Source organism: Corynebacterium sp. AOP36-E1-14, assembly GCF_052377495.1.
Taxonomy (GTDB): Bacteria; Actinomycetota; Actinomycetes; order Mycobacteriales; family Mycobacteriaceae; genus Corynebacterium.
The window spans coordinates 98868-114689 of the sequence record NZ_JBQSWV010000004.1 but is presented as its reverse complement, the minus strand read 5'-3'; the positions used below and the strand labels follow the sequence as shown (position 1 = coordinate 114689).

The 15822-nt window shown below is 68.2% G+C and carries 11 protein-coding genes and 1 other RNA gene; 10 read left to right on the top strand and 2 right to left on the bottom strand.

What is annotated here, in order from left to right; all coding sequences use genetic code 11:
* Positions 1-62: 62 nt before the first annotated feature.
* From ACT3TD_RS03325 to ACT3TD_RS03305, 5 genes are all read left to right on the top strand, one after another.
* The gene (locus ACT3TD_RS03325) at positions 63-1715 is read left to right on the top strand and encodes a sodium:solute symporter family protein (protein ID WP_301443105.1); all 1653 of its coding nucleotides are present in this window, start codon (positions 63-65) and stop codon (positions 1713-1715) included.
* 32 nt (positions 1716-1747) lie between these two features.
* Positions 1748-2077 carry an LPXTG cell wall anchor domain-containing protein gene (locus tag ACT3TD_RS03320; RefSeq protein WP_301443104.1) on the top strand — a complete coding sequence of 110 codons (330 nt, stop codon included), beginning with the start codon at positions 1748-1750 and terminating at the stop codon, positions 2075-2077.
* A 14-nt stretch (positions 2078-2091) separates the two neighbouring features.
* Entirely contained in the window at positions 2092-3285 is a 1194-nt protein-coding gene (gene galT, locus ACT3TD_RS03315; protein WP_441578971.1) for a galactose-1-phosphate uridylyltransferase, read from the top strand.
* On the top strand, positions 3279-4589 hold the full coding sequence (gene galK / locus ACT3TD_RS03310; RefSeq protein WP_301442802.1) for a galactokinase: 1311 nt from the start codon (positions 3279-3281) through the stop codon (positions 4587-4589). Before galT ends, galK begins: the two co-directional genes overlap by 7 nt.
* Positions 4590-4902: 313 nt before the next feature.
* Positions 4903-6102: an RtcB family protein gene (locus ACT3TD_RS03305; protein ID WP_301442801.1), complete on the top strand. Its 1200-nt coding sequence runs from the start codon at positions 4903-4905 to the stop codon at positions 6100-6102.
* A 124-nt stretch (positions 6103-6226) separates the two neighbouring features.
* On the opposite strand, the gene ACT3TD_RS03300 is transcribed toward ACT3TD_RS03305, so the two are convergent.
* Together ACT3TD_RS03300 and ACT3TD_RS03295 are read right to left on the bottom strand one after the other, a co-directional pair.
* Complete coding sequence (locus tag ACT3TD_RS03300) at positions 6227-9721, bottom strand: bifunctional proline dehydrogenase/L-glutamate gamma-semialdehyde dehydrogenase (protein ID WP_441582952.1); 3495 nt, start codon at positions 9719-9721, stop codon at positions 6227-6229.
* A gap of 461 nt (positions 9722-10182) precedes the next feature.
* On the bottom strand, positions 10183-11802 hold the full coding sequence (locus tag ACT3TD_RS03295; protein WP_441579465.1) for an AbgT family transporter: 1620 nt from the start codon (positions 11800-11802) through the stop codon (positions 10183-10185).
* Positions 11803-11915: 113 nt separating this feature from the next.
* On the opposite strand from ACT3TD_RS03295, the gene ftsE reads away from it, so the two are divergent.
* The 5 genes from ftsE (at position 11916) to ACT3TD_RS03270 (ending at position 15806) form a co-directional block, all read left to right on the top strand.
* On the top strand, positions 11916-12605 hold the full coding sequence (gene ftsE / locus ACT3TD_RS03290) for a cell division ATP-binding protein FtsE (RefSeq protein ID WP_301442799.1): 690 nt from the start codon (positions 11916-11918) through the stop codon (positions 12603-12605).
* Positions 12606-12619: 14 nt separating this feature from the next.
* A complete protein-coding gene (gene ftsX, locus ACT3TD_RS03285) occupies positions 12620-13522 on the top strand; it encodes a permease-like cell division protein FtsX (RefSeq protein WP_301442798.1) in 903 nt (300 codons plus the stop codon).
* Between the two features lie 21 nt (positions 13523-13543).
* Positions 13544-14104 (top strand): SsrA-binding protein SmpB, encoded by a 561-nt coding sequence (gene smpB, locus ACT3TD_RS03280; RefSeq protein WP_301442797.1) that lies wholly within the window; start codon positions 13544-13546, stop codon positions 14102-14104.
* A 111-nt stretch (positions 14105-14215) separates the two neighbouring features.
* Positions 14216-14593, top strand: a transfer-messenger RNA (tmRNA) gene (gene ssrA / locus ACT3TD_RS03275).
* A gap of 316 nt (positions 14594-14909) precedes the next feature.
* Complete coding sequence (locus tag ACT3TD_RS03270) at positions 14910-15806, top strand: cutinase family protein (RefSeq protein ID WP_301442512.1); 897 nt, start codon at positions 14910-14912, stop codon at positions 15804-15806.
* Positions 15807-15822: the final 16 nt, after the last annotated feature.

The window sequence follows — 15822 nt, the reverse complement described above, 5'->3', positions numbered from 1 at the left end:
TGAAACTGACGTTTCTCCACCCCGATCAGCCCGCCTGATCCCGACCAGAAAGCGACTCTCTCATGGAGACCGCACCCAACGTCCTCCGGCTCGACGCGAGCTGGGTGGACTACGCGCTGGTGGCCCTGTTCTTCGTCTTCGTCCTCGGCATCGGCTGGGCCGCGAAGCGCAGGGTCTCCAGTTCCATCGACTTCTTCCTCTCCGGACGTGGACTGCCCGCCTGGGTCACCGGCCTGGCGTTCGTCGCGGCGAACCTCGGCGCCGTCGAGATCATCGGCATGTCCGCCAACGGTCTCGAGTACGGCCTGCAGACCATGCACTACTTCTGGATCGGCGCCGTGCCGGCCATGGTCTTCCTCGGCATCGTGATGATGCCCTTCTACTACGGCTCGAAGGTCCGTTCGGTGCCGGAGTTCATGCGCCGCCGGTTCGGCAACGGGGCACACCTGGTCAACGCGATCTCCTTCGCCGTGGCGCAGCTGCTCATCGCCGGTGTGAACCTGGTGCTGCTGGCCAAGGTGGTCAACGCGCTGCTCGGCTGGCCGCTGTGGATCACGCTGATCGCCGCGGCGCTGATCGTGCTGTCCTACATCACCCTCGGCGGGCTGTCGGCCTCGATCTACACCGAGGTGCTGCAGTTCTTCGTCATCGTCGCCGCGCTCGCCCCGCTGACCATCATCGGGTTGAACCGCGTCGGTGGCTGGGGTGCGCTGCGTGAGCAGGTGCAGGACTTCCAGAACCACGCGTGGCCGGCGCAGGAGCTGTCCGGGTTCAACAGCCCGGTGTTCTCCGTGATCGGCATCGTGCTGGGCCTGGGCTTCGTGCTGTCCTTCGGCTACTGGACCACGAACTTCGTGGAGGTGCAGCGGGCGATGGCGTCGGACTCGATCAGTGCGGCGCGCAAGACCCCGATCATCGGCTCCTTCGTGAAGCTGTTCATTCCGTTCATCGTGATCATCCCCGGCATGATCGCCGGCGTGGTGGTCTCCGCCTACGCCGAGGGCGGCGACGCCGAGCCGAACGACGCGATCCTCTACCTCATGCGCGACCTGCTTCCCACCGGACTGCTCGGCGTGGCCATCGCCGGCCTGCTGGCCTCGTTCATGGCCGGCATGGCGGCGAACATCTCCGCCTTCAACACCGTGTTCAGCTACGACCTGTGGCAGACCTACGTGGTCAAGGAGCGCGAGGACGGCTACTACCTCAACGTGGGTCGTTGGGCGACCGTGGGTGCGACCGTGATCGCCGTGGGCACCGCGCTGATCGCGAACAACTTCGGCAACGTCATGGACTACCTGCAGACGTTGTTCGGCTTCTTCAACGCCCCGCTGTTCGCCACGTTCCTGCTCGGTATGTTCTGGAAGCGCATGACCCCGCACGCCGGCTGGTCCGGCCTGGTCGCCGGTACCGCCGCGGCGATCATCTTCTGGTCGCTGTCGCTGGGCGCCGACCCGCTGGTGAACCTGCCCGGGCAGGGGACCGCGTTCGTCGCCGCCGGCCTGGCGTTCGCCGTGGACATCATCGTCTCCGTGGTCGTCACGTCCTTCACGAAGCCGAAGCCGGACAAGGAACTGGTCGGTTTCGTGAAGTCGGTGACCCCGAAGGCGATGCTGGAGGACCCGGTGGAGAAGACCCTGCCGTGGTACCGCCGCACCGTGCCGCTGGGTGTGCTGGCGCTGGTGATCGCCGTGGTCCTCAACGTGATCTTCCACTGACTTGTACTGACCTGAACTGAAAGGAGAACACCATGTCCGCGAATACCACTGATACCGCCGGCGCCACTCCCATGACCGACCCCGCTGCACCGGCCACCCACCGGGCGGGGGCCTTCGACATCCGGACGGTCACCGCGGCCCTGCTGGGGATCTACGGCGTCGTCCTGCTGCTGGTCGCCGCCTTCATGGACCCCGGCGTGAACCCGGACACCGGCGAGGCGAAGTCGATGACGGACAACGTCTGGGCCGGCATCGCCCTGATCGTCGTCGCCGGCGCCCTGGTCCTGTGGGCCCGGCTGAACCCCGTCGTCGTCGACGAGTCGCTCATCGACGAGGACAAGCTCCCCGGGGCCGACGACTGATGACCGACCACCCCATGGCGATCACGCCCACCCACCTGGCCGACGGCCGCGAACTGATCTACTTCGACGACGACCCGGACGACCCGGACCTCCTCGCCGGACGCACCACCCGCGAACTCCACGACCCCCGGGACCTGCCCGGCTCGGTGACGGAGTCGGAGATGCGCCGCGACCCGTTCACCGGGCAGTGGGTCACCTACGCCGCGCACCGCAACAACCGCACGTTCATGCCCCCGGCGAACGAGAACCCGCTGGCCCCGACCACCCCGGGCAACCTGCCGACGGAGATCCCGGCGGACGACTACGACGTGGTCGTCTTCGAGAACCGGTTCCCGTCGTTCTCCACGAGGATCGTGATGCCGGACGACCCGGCGGACTACCCCTGGCACGTGGACGGTGAGGAGCTGGTCCCGCGGCGTCCGGCGGCCGCACGCTGCGAGGTCATCTGCTTCACCCCTGACTCCTCGCTGTCGTTCCGCGACCTGCCGCTGAGGCGCATCCGCACGGTCGTGGAGGCCTGGACCCACCGCACCGCAGCGTTGTCCCAGGTCGACGGGGTGCTGCAGGTCGCCCCCTTCGAGAACCGGGGCGAGGAGATCGGGGTCACGCTGCAGCACCCGCACGGGCAGATCTACAGCTACCCGTTCCTGCCGCCGCGCAGCCGCCAGATCCTGGAGCAGGCGCGCGCCCACCGCGCGGCCACCGGCGGCGACCTGTTCGACGACGTGCTCGCCGCGGAGCGTCGGGCCGGTACGCGGGTGATCGCCGACGCCGCGTCCACCGGCGGTTTCACCGTCTACGTGCCGGCCGCGGCGAAGTGGCCGGTGGAGGTGATGGTGGTGCCGGAGCGTCCCGTCGCCGACTTCACCGGGCTGACCGAGCAGGAACGCGCCGCACTGCCGGGCGTGCTCAAGGCCCTGTACACCGCGGTGGACCGCTACTTCGAGGGCGTGGACCGTACCCCCTACATCGCCGCCTGGAACCAGGCGCCCGTGCAGTCCCGGCTGACCGGGGAGGACGAGTCGCTGCGTGGGGAGGGGCGCCTGCACCTGCAGCTGTTCTCCCTGATGCGCTCGCCGAACCGGATGAAGTACCTCGCCGGCTCGGAGTCCGCCTTCGGCGCGTGGATCAGTGACACCACCCCGGAGGCCGTCGCCGAGCGGCTGCGCGCGGTGTGGCCCGACGAGAAGGAGACCGGCTCATGGTGACACCGGACTGGTGGACCACCCGCGACGAGCAGCAGCTGGCCGACGACGCGCAGGCGCTGTTCAATCAGCACTTCGGTGACGGTACTTGCGAGGGTGTGTGGGCCGCGCCCGGGCGGGTGAACCTCATCGGCGAGCACGTCGACTACGCCGGCGGCATGTCCCTGCCCTTCGCGCTGCCGCAGAACACCGCCGCCGCGGTGGGACGCAGGACGGACGGGGTGCTGCGCCTGGTGTCGGTGGTGCCCGGCACCGAGGGCACGCAGGATGCGCCGAGCACCGAGATCGCCCTGGCCGACATCGGACCGGGTAACCCGGCCGGGTGGGCCGGTTACGCCGCCGGCGCGGTGTGGGCCGGACTGCAGGACGGGGTCATCCCCTCGTGCGAGGGCCTGGACATCGCCCTGGTCTCCGACGTCCCCCTGGGTGCCGGGCTGTCCAGCTCCGCGGCACTGGAGTGCTCCGTCGCCCTGGCGGCCTATGAATTAGCCACCGGCCACTCACCCGACAGCGCGGCGCTCGAGCGCCTGGTCACCGCGTGCATGCGCGCGGAGAACGAGGTCGTCGGCGCGTCCACCGGTGGGCTCGACCAGCGCAGTTCGCTCTACGGACGCTCGGGCATGGCCCTGGCCGTCGACTTCCTCGACGGCTCCGTCGAGCTGGTGCCCTGCGACCTGGCGGCGGCGGGCCTGGCGTTGCTGATCATGAACACCAATGCGGCGCACCAGCTCGCCGACGGCCAGTACGCCTCGCGCCGCGGCGTGATCGACGCGGTCTCCGCCCACCTCGGCGTGGGCACTCTCGGCGAGATCCTGCAGGACGCCGCGGCGTCCTCCCGACTGCCGGACGAGGTGCGCGCCTGGTCGGCGACGCCGCAGGCCCACGCGCTGCTCGGCGGGAGTGACGGCGGGGATACCGCGCAGCGCCGCGTCCGGCACGTCGTCGAGGAGATCCGGCGCACCCGCGACGAAGCGGTGCCGGCGCTGCGCGACGCCGGTGCGTCCGGAGAGATGGGTGGGCTCGGTGAGCTCGGTGAGCTGATGAACGCCAGCCATGCCAGCCTGCGCGACCTCTACGAGGTCACCGTGCCTGAACTCGACGGCGCCCAGGAGGCAGCACTGGCCGCCGGGGCGCTCGGCGCGCGGATGACCGGTGGCGGCTTCGGCGGCAGTGTCATCGCCCTGGTTCACCGCGAGCAGGTCGAGGTCGTCGCCGAGGCGGTGGACGCCGCCGCCCGCGACCGAGGTTTCCCGGCGCCGACGTTCTTCGTGGCTGCACCGTCCGACGGGGCACGTCGGATCCGGTGATGTCGAACCCCTCTTGCCCGGTACGAGGGGCTGTGCCATGATCGGGGTGCCCGGAGCGAGATGCTGCGGGCACGAACCAGTTCGAGTCAGCAGAAGTCAGAAGATTTTCCGGAGAGGGGAGCGGCCATGAAGGCGACGCATCGCGCACAGCATCAGTTTTGGCTGCTACCCGACCACCGCTGACTCCGACCCACATTTTCCCGGGCGGGGCATCGGTGCCCCCGTCCGGACGAGTTCCTCAGCGAACCCTCTTTCAAGTCTCTCGACGTGTGCCCGCCGATGCTGCCGCCCCTTTCACCAGAAAGGGACCACCATGTCCAGTAGACACGTCGACACACCGGGAGTGACGCTCCAGGAGAACAAGCTCCTGAGCTTCGCCTCCGACGTCGACGACAACACGCTCGAGCAGGCGCGCCAGATCGCCGGGCTGCCCTTCATCTTCCCGCACGTCGCGCTGATGCCCGACGCCCACTTCGGCAAGGGATCCTCCGTCGGTACCGTCTTCGGCACCGAACGCGCCGTGATCCCCGCCGCCGTCGGCGTGGACATCGGCTGCGGGATGATCGGTGTGCGCACCGCATTCACCGCCGACGACCTGGCAGGAAACGAACTCACCGACCTGCGCGACGCCATCGAGGGCGCCATCCCGCTGTCCCCCGGACGCTACAACGGCTGGGTGCTCGGCGGCACCGCCGAGGCACGCACCCGCGAACTCGCCGACCTCGCCGAGACCACCGGCGTGGACCTGGGGCACTCCAAGAAGTGGCGGCAGCAGCTGGGCTCCCTCGGCGGCGGCAACCACTTCATCGAGCTCTGCCTCGACGAGGAGGAGCGTGTGTGGATGTTCCTGCACTCCGGCTCGCGCGGGGTCGGCAACAAGATCGCGCAGAAGCACATCAAGACTGCGCAGCGGCTGATGCGGAAGTTCTGGGTGCAGCTGCCCGACGACGACCTCGCCTACCTCCCCGAAGGAACCCCCGAATTCGACTGCTACCTGCGTGAACTCGCCTGGGCGCAGCGCTTCGCCTGGCTGAACCGCGAGGAGATGATGGACCGCTTCTCCCGCCTGCTCGGAGAGTGGGTCGGCACACCCGTCGAGGAGACCGAGCGGATCAACTGCCACCACAACTACACTGTCAAGGAAGAGCACTACGGAAGGACGGTGTGGCTGACCCGCAAGGGTGCCGTGCGTGCGGACGAGGGTGTGAAGGCGCTGATCCCCGGGTCGATGGGCACGGCGTCCTACGTGGTCGAGGGACGCGGCTTCGCGCCGGGACTGCGCTCGGCGCCGCACGGCGCAGGACGTCGCTTCTCCCGCACGCAGGCGCGCAAGCGGTTCAGCGCCGACGACCTGGACGCCCGGATGGACGGCATCGTCTACCGTCCGGGCGACGCCTTCGTCGACGAGATCCCCGACGCCTACAAGGACATCGACGTGGTCATGGCCGACGCCGAACCGCTGGTGCACGTGCTGCACAAGCTGCGCCAGGTGATGAACGTCAAGGGGACGTAGGCGCACCCGTCACGAAACCCCGAGCAATTGGTGGTTTCCGGGATGGAGACCACCGATCGCTCGGGGTTCTGGGACAAGGGGGCCGGCGCTGCCGGCCCGGCCAGCAGCCCCCAGCCCTACATCACTACGGCGTGGTGCCGTGGATGTAGCCGAAACGGTGCTCGGTGGTGGTGACGGCCTGCTCCAGCAGCATCGGCAGCAGCTCGCGGCGTCCGTCGGGGAGGACCGGTTGGTCGAGGACGACCGAGCCGGAGCGCGCGGCGGCCTCGTACAGGTTCTCGTCCACGTCGCCGAGGGTGCGGATCCGCACGCTGGGCTGCACACCGATCTCGGCGGCGAACTCCATGTCGGAGACCATCCTGATCCGGTTGGCCAGCTCGCCCATCTCGGAGGTCACCGACGGTGCGGCGGACACCTCGAGCTTCGTGCCTGTCACCGAGGCGCCGAGGTAGAGTCGCAGCAGGTCACGCAGGTTCGCGTTGGCCCCGATGCGCACGCGCAGCGGTTCCAGCAACGGCCGGTAGCGGAATACGTTGGATTCCACGACCAGGGCGGTGCGGTCGTGCTCGATGCCGAACTCGGAGGTCCACGCCTGTGCGTCGGACTCCGCGGCGCGGCGCAGCCAGCGGTGGTCCTCCTCGGTGAGCACGGGGTGCGCCATGCCGTGGAACTCGCGCAGCATCTGGGTGATCGCGGTGGACACGCTGCCGCTGTGCAGGGCGCTGATGTCGCCTTCGGCCCAGTGGCCCTGCTGGGCGACGTAGTTCGGGCCGCCGGCCTTCGCACCGCTGCCGATCGAGGACCCCTTCCAACCGCCGAAGGACTGGCGCTGGACGATGGCGCCGGTGATGCCGCGTTCCACGTACACGTTCCCGGCCTCGACGCGGTCGCGCCAGAACTCGGTCTCGTCCCGGTCGATGGTGTGCAGTCCGGCGGTCAACCCGTAACCCGTGGAGTTCTGCCACTCGATGGCCTCCTCCAGGGTGTCGGCGTGCATCACGCCGGCGACGGGGCCGAAGCACTCGTGGGTGTGGAACCAGGCGCCGGGACGCACGTTGTCGCGCAGCCCGGGGGTCCACAGCGTGGCGTCCTCCGCGGTGCCGTTGAGCGGTTCGGGCTTGACCAGCCACTTCTCGCCCTTGTCGAGCTTGGTCAGTCCGCGCAGGAGCTTGTCGCCGGCGGGCTCGATGATGCCGTTCATGTCGGTGGCGAGGTCGTCGCCGGGGCCCACACGCAGGGACTTCACCGCGTCCACCAGCTGGCCCATGAAGCGCTTGGACTTGCCCATCGACCCGACGGTGATGATCAGCGACGCCGCGGAGCACTTCTGCCCGGCGTGGCCGTAGGCGGAGGCGAGGATGTCGGAGACCGCCAGGTCCGGGTCGGCCGCCGGGGTGACGATGATGGCGTTCTTGCCGGACGTCTCGGCGTTGATCGTCATCTGCGGGTCCCAGGAGCGGAACATGCGGGCGGTCTCGGAGCCGCCGGTGAAGATCACCGAGTCGATGTCCTCGTGGGAGACCAAGCGCTTGCCGGCCTCGCCCTCGTCGGCGTTGACGAGCTGCAGCATGTCCTCGGTGACACCTGCCTCACGCAGCGCCTCGACGAAGACCTCGGCGATGCGCAGGGTCTGCGGGGCGGGCTTGATGACCACGCAGGCTCCGGCGGCGAGGGCGGCCATGCAGCCGCCGACGGGGATGGCGATGGGGAAGTTCCACGGCGGGACGACGGCCACCGTGCGGTAGGGGGTGAACGTGGAGCCGCGGTGGCGGTCGATCTTGCGCGCGGACTCGGCGTAGTACCGGCAGAAGTCGATGGCCTCGGAGACCTCGGGGTCGGTCTCGGAGACGGTCTTGCCGGCCTCGTGGACGGCGGCGGCGATGAGCCGGTGACGGTTGTCGGCCAGGGCGTCCGCGGCGCGGTCGAGCACCTCGGCGCGCTCCGCGCCGCTCTTCGCGGCCCACGCCTCGTGGGCGTCCAAGGCACGCTGGACGGCGGCGTCGACGGTGGCGGGGTCGGTGACCTCCTCGCTCACGGTCGGGCCCGGGTCGGAGGACGCGTCGACGATGCGCGCGGCCCACTCGCGGTTGGCGGGCAGGTCGGAGTCGGTGTCAGGCTCGTTGACGAAGTTGCCGGGGACGCTGGCGGAGCTGGTGCCGGCCTTGGCGCGGGCCTCCTCGGTACGGTTCTGCGTCCGGCGCGGTCCGGCGTCGGTGGACCACCGGTCGCGCACGGCGGCGAGGTAACGCTCGCGCTGACCCTCCATGGGGGTCATGCCGGTCTCCTCGTCGTCCTCGGGGGTGAACATGGCGTAGAGGAAGTTCTGCTTGGCGCCGTTCTCCTCGAGGCGGCGCACGAGGTAGCTCACCGCGACGTCGAAGTTCTCCTTCTTCACCACCGGTGTGTAGAGGATGACCTCGCCGATCACGCTGCGCACCGCCTCGGCCTGGGCGGGGGCCATGCCCTGCAGCATCTCGGCGTCGATCTGGTCCTCCACGCCGCGCTCCACGGAGAGCTCGTGGGCCAGCGCCATGTGGAAGACGTTGTGCGTGGCCACACCGATACGGATCACGTCGGAGTGCTCGGGGCGCAGCACCCAGTCGAGCAGCCGCAGGTAGTTGGCGTCCACCTCGGCCTTCGTGAGGTAGGGCGTCTGCGGCCAGTCGTGGAGCTCGGCGTCCACCCGCTCCATCGAGAGGTTCGCGCCCTTGACGATGCGAACCTTGATCTTCGCACCGCCACGCTCCCGACGCTCCTGGGCGAACTCGGTGAGCTGACGCAGCGCGTCGAAGGAGTCCGGCAGGTAGGCCTGCAGGACGATACCCGCCTCGATCTCCAGGAACTCCTCCTCGCCGAGCAGCTCGGTGAAGATGCGCAGCGTGAGGTCGAGGTCTTTGTACTCCTCCATGTCCATGTTGATGAAGGGGCGCGGTGAGCGCTTCAGCGACTCGCGGTAGAGCGGACGCAGGCGCTCCTTGAGACGCTCGGTGGACCCGTCGAGGTCCCAGTGGTTGAGCTGTGAGACCACCGCGGACGGCTTCACGCTGATGTAGTCCACCTTCGGGTTACGCACCAGGTCGATGAGGTCGTCGCGACGGCGCACCGCCTCGTCCTCACCGAGGACGGCCTCACCCAGCAGGTTGATGTTGAGGCGGAACCCGGCGTCGCGCGCCTCCTCGAGCATCTTGTCCATCGTGCCGCTCTCGGCGTCCAGCACCAGGTGGCCCACCACGGAGCGCAGGTAGGCGCGCGCGATGGGCATCACGATCTGCGGCAGCAGCGGGGCGGCGATCGACCCGGCGGTCATGAGGATCTGGTCGACGACGCCGAGGAACCCCGGCACCGGTGCCTGACGCTTCACCGGGTGGGCGATCTTGGCGAACTCGTCGGCGGCGACCTTGTTGTCCTCCGGACGTGCGACGCGGTCGACGAAGCTGAAGGTGAACTCCACACCACTGGGCTCGTGGACCATGTCCGCGAGCTGCTTGGTCGACTTGCTGGTCTCCTCGACCTGCAGCCAGGTGTCGGCGAGACCGAGGGACCGCTTGACCACGGCCTCCACGTCGTCGGCCTTCTCCGGACGGGTGGTGGCGGTGGACGGTGAGTTGTTGGATGACACGCGTGTTCTCCTGACGGGGCCGTGGTTCTCGGTCCACCGGCCCCGGGGTCGGGTACGGGATCGGGTTCAGGGTCGTGAGGTGGGTTCAGCAGGTCCGGGCGGGCGGGCGGTCACCGACGGGACGTAGGCCGGTGGGTGCCGGGCGGTCGGACGGCGACAGGTGGTGGTGCGGCACGCGGGCTCCTCTCGAGGCGTCGGCGTCCACCGTGGTGTGGACGACCGTGGTGTCAGGTCGTTCGGTCCACGGTGCGCGGGGGCGGAGGAGAGCGGCCCGTGGGTGATGGGGCACCGAGCCTACGCTGAGCTGAGGAGGTGTGCCGGGGGAGGACGCGGCGCGGGTGCGTCCGGAGACCACCCCGGGAGGTGGGACGGCGACGGTTTCCGTCGGCGCGGGACGGCGAAGTGGACGCTTCGTCCTGCGCGCCGGACAGAAACCGTCCTGCGCGGTTTCCGGCGTGGTTCTAGTTCGCCGGGTACTCCATCGGCGCGCCGGGGCCGAGCGGAATGCCGAGGGCCCACCAGGCGAGGAAGAAGAGGAACCAGCCGACGAGCATCGCCATGGAGTAGGGGATCGTCATCGACAGCAGGGTGCCGAGGCCGGCCTTCTTGTAGTAGCGCACCAGGAAGGACAGGGCCAGGGCGAAGTAGGGGCTCATCGGGGTGATGATGTTCGTGGTCGAGTCACCGATGCGGTAGAGCATCTGGGTGACCTCCGGGGAGATGCCCACGTACATCATCATCGGCACCACCACCGGTGCCATCAGCGCCCACTGTGCCGACCCGGAGGTGATCATGAGGTTGAGCAGGCAGACCATCACGATGAAGCCGGCGAAGAGCACCACCGGCGGCAGATCCCAGGTCTGCAGCACCTCACTGCCCTTGATGGACAGGAAGTTGCCCAGGTTGGACCACTCGAACCAGGCGAGGAACTGGGAGACGGCGAAGAACAGCACCATCATGGGCAGCAGCGTCTTCAGGCCGCGGACCATGAACTCCGGGATGTCGGCGGGGCTGGTCACCGAACCGACCACGACACCGTAGACCGTGCCCAGCAGGAAGAACCCCAGGGCGATCGGCACGGCGATGTCGGTGATCAGCGGGCTCTCCATCACCGCACCACCCTCGCCCTGCAGCGGGGAACCGGGCACGAAGAGCAGGGCGAAGTAGACGGCGAGGCCGACCAGGGCGACGAGGCCGGTGATCTTCAGGCCGCGGCCCTCGACGTCGCGCAGGGCGAGGTCCTTGACCTCGTTGCCGTCCTCGTCGGTGAAGGCGACCTCCTCGTAGTTCACCTGGTCGTGGTCGACGAGCTGGTGGATGCGCTTGTTCATGAACAGCTCGGTGACCAGGGTGATGATCACCGCCAGCAGGATCGCGGAGGCCATCACGAAGTAGTAGTTCGACAGCGGGTTGACCACGTAGTCGGGGTCCACGATCTGCGCGGCCGAGGTCGACAGGCCGGACAGCAGCACGTCGGTGATGTTGAGCACCAGCGAGGAGTTGAAGCCGCCGGAGGACGCCACGAAGGCGACGATCGCGCCGACGATGGGGGAGCGTCCGATGGCGTGGAAGGCCATCGCGCCGAGCGGGATGACGATGACGTAGACCGCGTCGGACGCGACGGACCCGGTCACGCCGGCGAGCGCGACGACGAAGGTCAGCGTCTTCGGACCGGTCTTGGCCACCATGGCGCGCACGATGGCGCTGATCAGGCCCGCGTACTCGGCGACCGCGACGCCGAGCATCACGGTGATGATGACGCCGAGCGGCGGGAAGTCGGTGTAGTTGGTGACCACCCCGGTGACGATCTGGTGCAGGCCCTCGCTGTTGAGCAGGTTCGTGACCTCGACGGGGTCACCGGTCTGCGGGTCCTCGGCCGACCAGCCGGCCAGGGATCCGAGCCAGCTGAGGACCAGCACGAGCCCGCCGAGGATCACGAAGAGCCAGAAGGGGTTGGGCAGCTTGTTGCCGAGCCACTCCACCCACCCCAGGAAACCGTGGGGTCTGGAGTGGTGTTCCTTCTTGTCCTCTACCTTGTCTTCTGGCTTCTCCGACGGCGTCTGAGTCTCCTGAGGCGTCATGGGGCAGCAGACTACCAATCCGGCCGATCTGCTGCAGGACATGCACATAAATAGAGTTGTCACTCCAGCCACATCTGTTTCTTTTGCCCCAGATTGTCGGGTACGGTAGCGACGTGATCACATTCGACAAGGTCAGCAAGACATACCGGACGTCCACCCGGCCTGCGTTGCAGGATGTCTCGGTCGAGATCGACAAGGGTGAGTTCGTCTTCCTCATCGGGCCCAGTGGCTCGGGCAAGTCGACCTTCCTGCAGCTCATGATCCGTGAGGAGGAGGTCGACTCCGGCGAGCTCTACGTCGCGGACTTCCACGTCAACACGCTGCGCAAGCGCAGGACGCCGCAGCTGCGTCAGAAGATCGGCTACGTCTTCCAGGACTTCCGCCTGCTGCCCAACAAGAACGTCCACGACAACGTCGCCTTCGCCCTCGAGGTCACCGGGCGACGGAAGGACGCCATCGAGAAGGCCGTCCCCGAGGCGCTCGACATGGTCGGCCTGGCGGGCAAGGGGCAGCGCATGCCCGACGAGCTCTCCGGCGGCGAGCAGCAGCGCGTGGCCATCGCCCGCGCCACCGCGAACCGTCCCCTCGTCCTGCTCGCCGACGAGCCGACCGGCAACCTCGACCCGGACACCTCCGCCGAGATCATGGCGCTGCTCAACCGCATCAACCGGGGCGGCACGACCGTGGTGATGAGCACGCACGACGACGTCGCCGTCGACTCCATGCGCCGCCGCGTCCTGGAACTGTCCAACGGAAAACTCGTGCGCGACGACGCACACGGCATCTACGCCGTCGGACGCTAGGGAAGAGGGAACACATGAAGATCCGTTTCGTCCTCAAGGAAGCCTTCTCCGGGCTGACCCGCAACGTGACGATGACCGTCGCGATGATCATCACCACCGCCATCTCCCTGGCACTGCTCGCCACCGGCGTGCTGATCACCAACATGACCTCCGACACCAAGGAGCTCTACCTCGACCGCATCGAGGTGATGGTGCAGCTCGACGACGAGATCTCCTCCAGCGACCTCGACTGCTCCAGTGAGGTCTGCGCGGACATCCGCGACACCCTGGAGTCCGACGACGACGTCGAGTCGGTGACCTACCGCAACAAGGAGCAGAGCTACCAGCGGTTCGTCGAGCTCTTCGGGCAGTCCGACCCCGTCCTCGTGGAGCAGACCTCGCAGGACGCCTTCCCCGCGGCGCTGCACGTCCGTCTCGCCGACCCGTTGGACACCACGCCGATCGACGAGATCGCCGAGAAGCCCGGCGTGTCCACCATCGTCGACCAGCAGGACGACCTGCGTGGCGCGACACAGAACCTCGACGCGGTGCGCAACGCCAGCTTCGTGCTGGCCGCCGTGCAGGCCATCGCCGCGATCTTCCTCATCATGAACATGGTGCAGCTCGCGGCGTACTCCCGACGCCACGAGACCAGCATCATGCGCATGGTCGGCGCGACGCGCTGGTACACCCAGGCGCCGTTCATCCTCGAGGCCATGCTGGCCTCGATCATCGGCTCCCTGCTGTCCGTCGGCGCGCTGCTGCTGGGCAAGCGCTTCCTGCTGGACCAGGCGCTCGGGTCCCTCTACGACGCCGACCTGATAGCGAGGATCACCGCCTCGGACATCTGGCTGGTCTCGCCGTTCGTCATCATCGCCGGTGCCCTGGTCGCCGGGGTGACTGCGCAGGTCACACTGCGCTGGTACGTGAAGAAGTAACCGGGTAGACTTCCTCGGGCTATGGCGAAGAAGAGCACACCGGTGGATTCCGGACGGAAAAAGGGCGACAAGGCCGCCAAGTCGGGCAAGGCCGGGAAGGCCGGCACGAAGAACGGCGGCCCGCTCGTCGTCGCCACCAACCGCAAGGCCCGCCACAACTACCGCATCCTGGAGACCGTCGAGGCCGGTGTGGCCCTGGTCGGCACCGAGGTCAAGGCGCTGCGCGAGGGCAAGGCCTCCCTGGTGGACGCCTTCGCCACCGTCGACGACGGCGAGGTGTGGCTGCGCAACCTGCACATCCCCGAGTACGCGCAGGGGACGTGGACGAACCACGCGCCGCGTCGCGTCCGCAAGCTGCTGCTGCACCGCAACGAGATCGACACCCTCATGGGCAAGGTCCGCGACGGCAACAACACCCTGGTCCCGCTGCAGCTCTACTTCGTCTCCGGACGCCTCAAGGTGGAGCTCGCGCTGGCCACCGGTAAGCAGGACTACGACAAGCGCCAGGACATCAAGCGGCGGACCGAGGAGCGTGAGGCGACCCGTGAGCTGGGGCGTCGGATCAAGGGCATCAAGGGCTGAAGCGGGGGCTGACCTGGGGCGACTGCCAAGGTTGACGTCGGTGCGCGGCGCGAACTAGAGTTGATCTTCCTGCCGTCGCCGAGCTTTCCGACGACAGGGGATGTACACCAAGGGGTCGATCAGGTTTCGACTTCGTGCATTGAGCCAGGGGAAGCGTGCCGGTGCAGGCTGGAGACCACCGTGAGCGTCGCAGCAACCTATAGGCGCCGAGAAGAACACTCAGCGCGACTACGCCCTCGCTGCCTAATCAGCGACCGCGTGTCTGTCAGCCCGGGTAGGTCCCTGACCCGGTCACTGGCATCAGCTAAGGGACTTCACGCCACCGTCCTGTCGTTCGGGCGGGTGGCGGACATTTCAGAGCGACTGGGCTCATCATCCGGGCACGTCCGCATGACCCGGAGAGCCGAGCAGAGGTAGCCGCGGACTGCGCACGGAGAAGCCCTGGCGAGGTCGCGAAGGACCCGGGTTCAATTCCCGGCGGCTCCACCGACAGGCCCCCTGACCCACCGGTCAGGGGGCCTTCTCTGTGTCTGGGCCACGTCCCGGAGGGCGCCCGTGGGCACATTCTGGGTATACCTCTCCGTGGATGGGGAGACAGCAACCCCGCAGGTTGGTCCGACCGACTTCCGGGGGTTGCTGTCTCACGCAGGGGCCCGCGAAATCGCGACGGTGACCACCACCGAAACAGCCTCGGCGACCATCACGGTGACTCGGGGTCCAAAGTATGCTTATAATCCTCTTCGTCGTTTCATCACAGGTGATTGTTTAGCTCTCCACCTCCGTCGTCCATGCCTCAGGAGTCCACGTGCGTCTGTCCACCCGTCACCGCCGCAACCGTCCCGCTCTTCGTTCGATGCTCACCGCCGCCGCAGCCACCGTCGCGGTCGCCGTCGTCGGAGCGCCGATGGCCTCGGCCGTGGGCTTCTCCGCCGGCATCGTCGCCACCCCTGCGATCCCGCGGTGCGAGCCGAACATCGTGGTCATCGTGCCCGGTGGCGGCCAGTCCTCCACGGCTCTGCCGGAGAACCTGCCGGTCGGGGCCTACACCTCGGACCTCGGCGCGATGCTCGAGAACTTCGGGAAGTCCACCACCCGCACCGTCTCCTACGACGCCCTGCCGTTCGTCTCCACGGCATACAGCAAGATCCAGTCGCAGGGCATCACCCGCACCAACCAGCTCATCTCCCGGACCGCGGCGGAATGCCCGTCCTCCCAGATCAGCCTCGTCGGCTACTCCCTGGGAGCGGACGTGGCGTCCCGCGTGGCCGCCGAGATCGGCCACGGGCGCGGCCCCATCGACGCCGACAAGTTCGGTTCCGCCGCGGTGATCTCCAGCCCGAACCGTGGTGCGGACTCGGTCGAGGGCGGTAGCGCCCGCGGCGGTGCCGGCGTGTTCGGCGCCCTGCCGGGCGGTTACGGTGAGGTCGCCGACCGCGTGATGGACGTGTGTGCTGCCGCCGACTACATCTGCAACTCCGACGAGCGCACCGAGAACACCCGTGAGCGCGCCGAGGCCGTCACCCAGATGACCGCGCTCGACCAGACGCTGACCGGTAGCTCGGACATCCGCGGCGTCGACAACCGCAGCGTGGTCGCCGAGGTTCCCTTCGGCCTGGCCCCCGGCCAGTACGCGCACGTCTCCAGCTACGGCGGCAACGGTGGGGTGAACCCGGTCTACGGGTTCCTGACCAGTAACTTCTGACATCACCGGTGGCACA

What these genes read in the sequence shown, in the direction of transcription:
- ACT3TD_RS03325 (WP_301443105.1), top strand. Translation starts at nt 63, where the DNA reads ATGGAGACCGCACCCAACGTCCTCCGGCTCGACGCGAGCTGGGTGGAC.
- ACT3TD_RS03320 (WP_301443104.1), top strand. Translation starts at nt 1,748, where the DNA reads ATGTCCGCGAATACCACTGATACCGCCGGCGCCACTCCCATGACCGAC.
- galT (WP_441578971.1), top strand. Translation starts at nt 2,092, where the DNA reads ATGGCGATCACGCCCACCCACCTGGCCGACGGCCGCGAACTGATCTAC.
- galK (WP_301442802.1), top strand. Translation starts at nt 3,279, where the DNA reads ATGGTGACACCGGACTGGTGGACCACCCGCGACGAGCAGCAGCTGGCC.
- ACT3TD_RS03305 (WP_301442801.1), top strand. Translation starts at nt 4,903, where the DNA reads ATGTCCAGTAGACACGTCGACACACCGGGAGTGACGCTCCAGGAGAAC.
- ACT3TD_RS03295 (WP_441579465.1), bottom strand. Translation starts at nt 11,802, where the DNA reads ATGACGCCTCAGGAGACTCAGACGCCGTCGGAGAAGCCAGAAGACAAG.
- ftsX (WP_301442798.1), top strand. Translation starts at nt 12,620, where the DNA reads ATGAAGATCCGTTTCGTCCTCAAGGAAGCCTTCTCCGGGCTGACCCGC.
- smpB (WP_301442797.1), top strand. Translation starts at nt 13,544, where the DNA reads ATGGCGAAGAAGAGCACACCGGTGGATTCCGGACGGAAAAAGGGCGAC.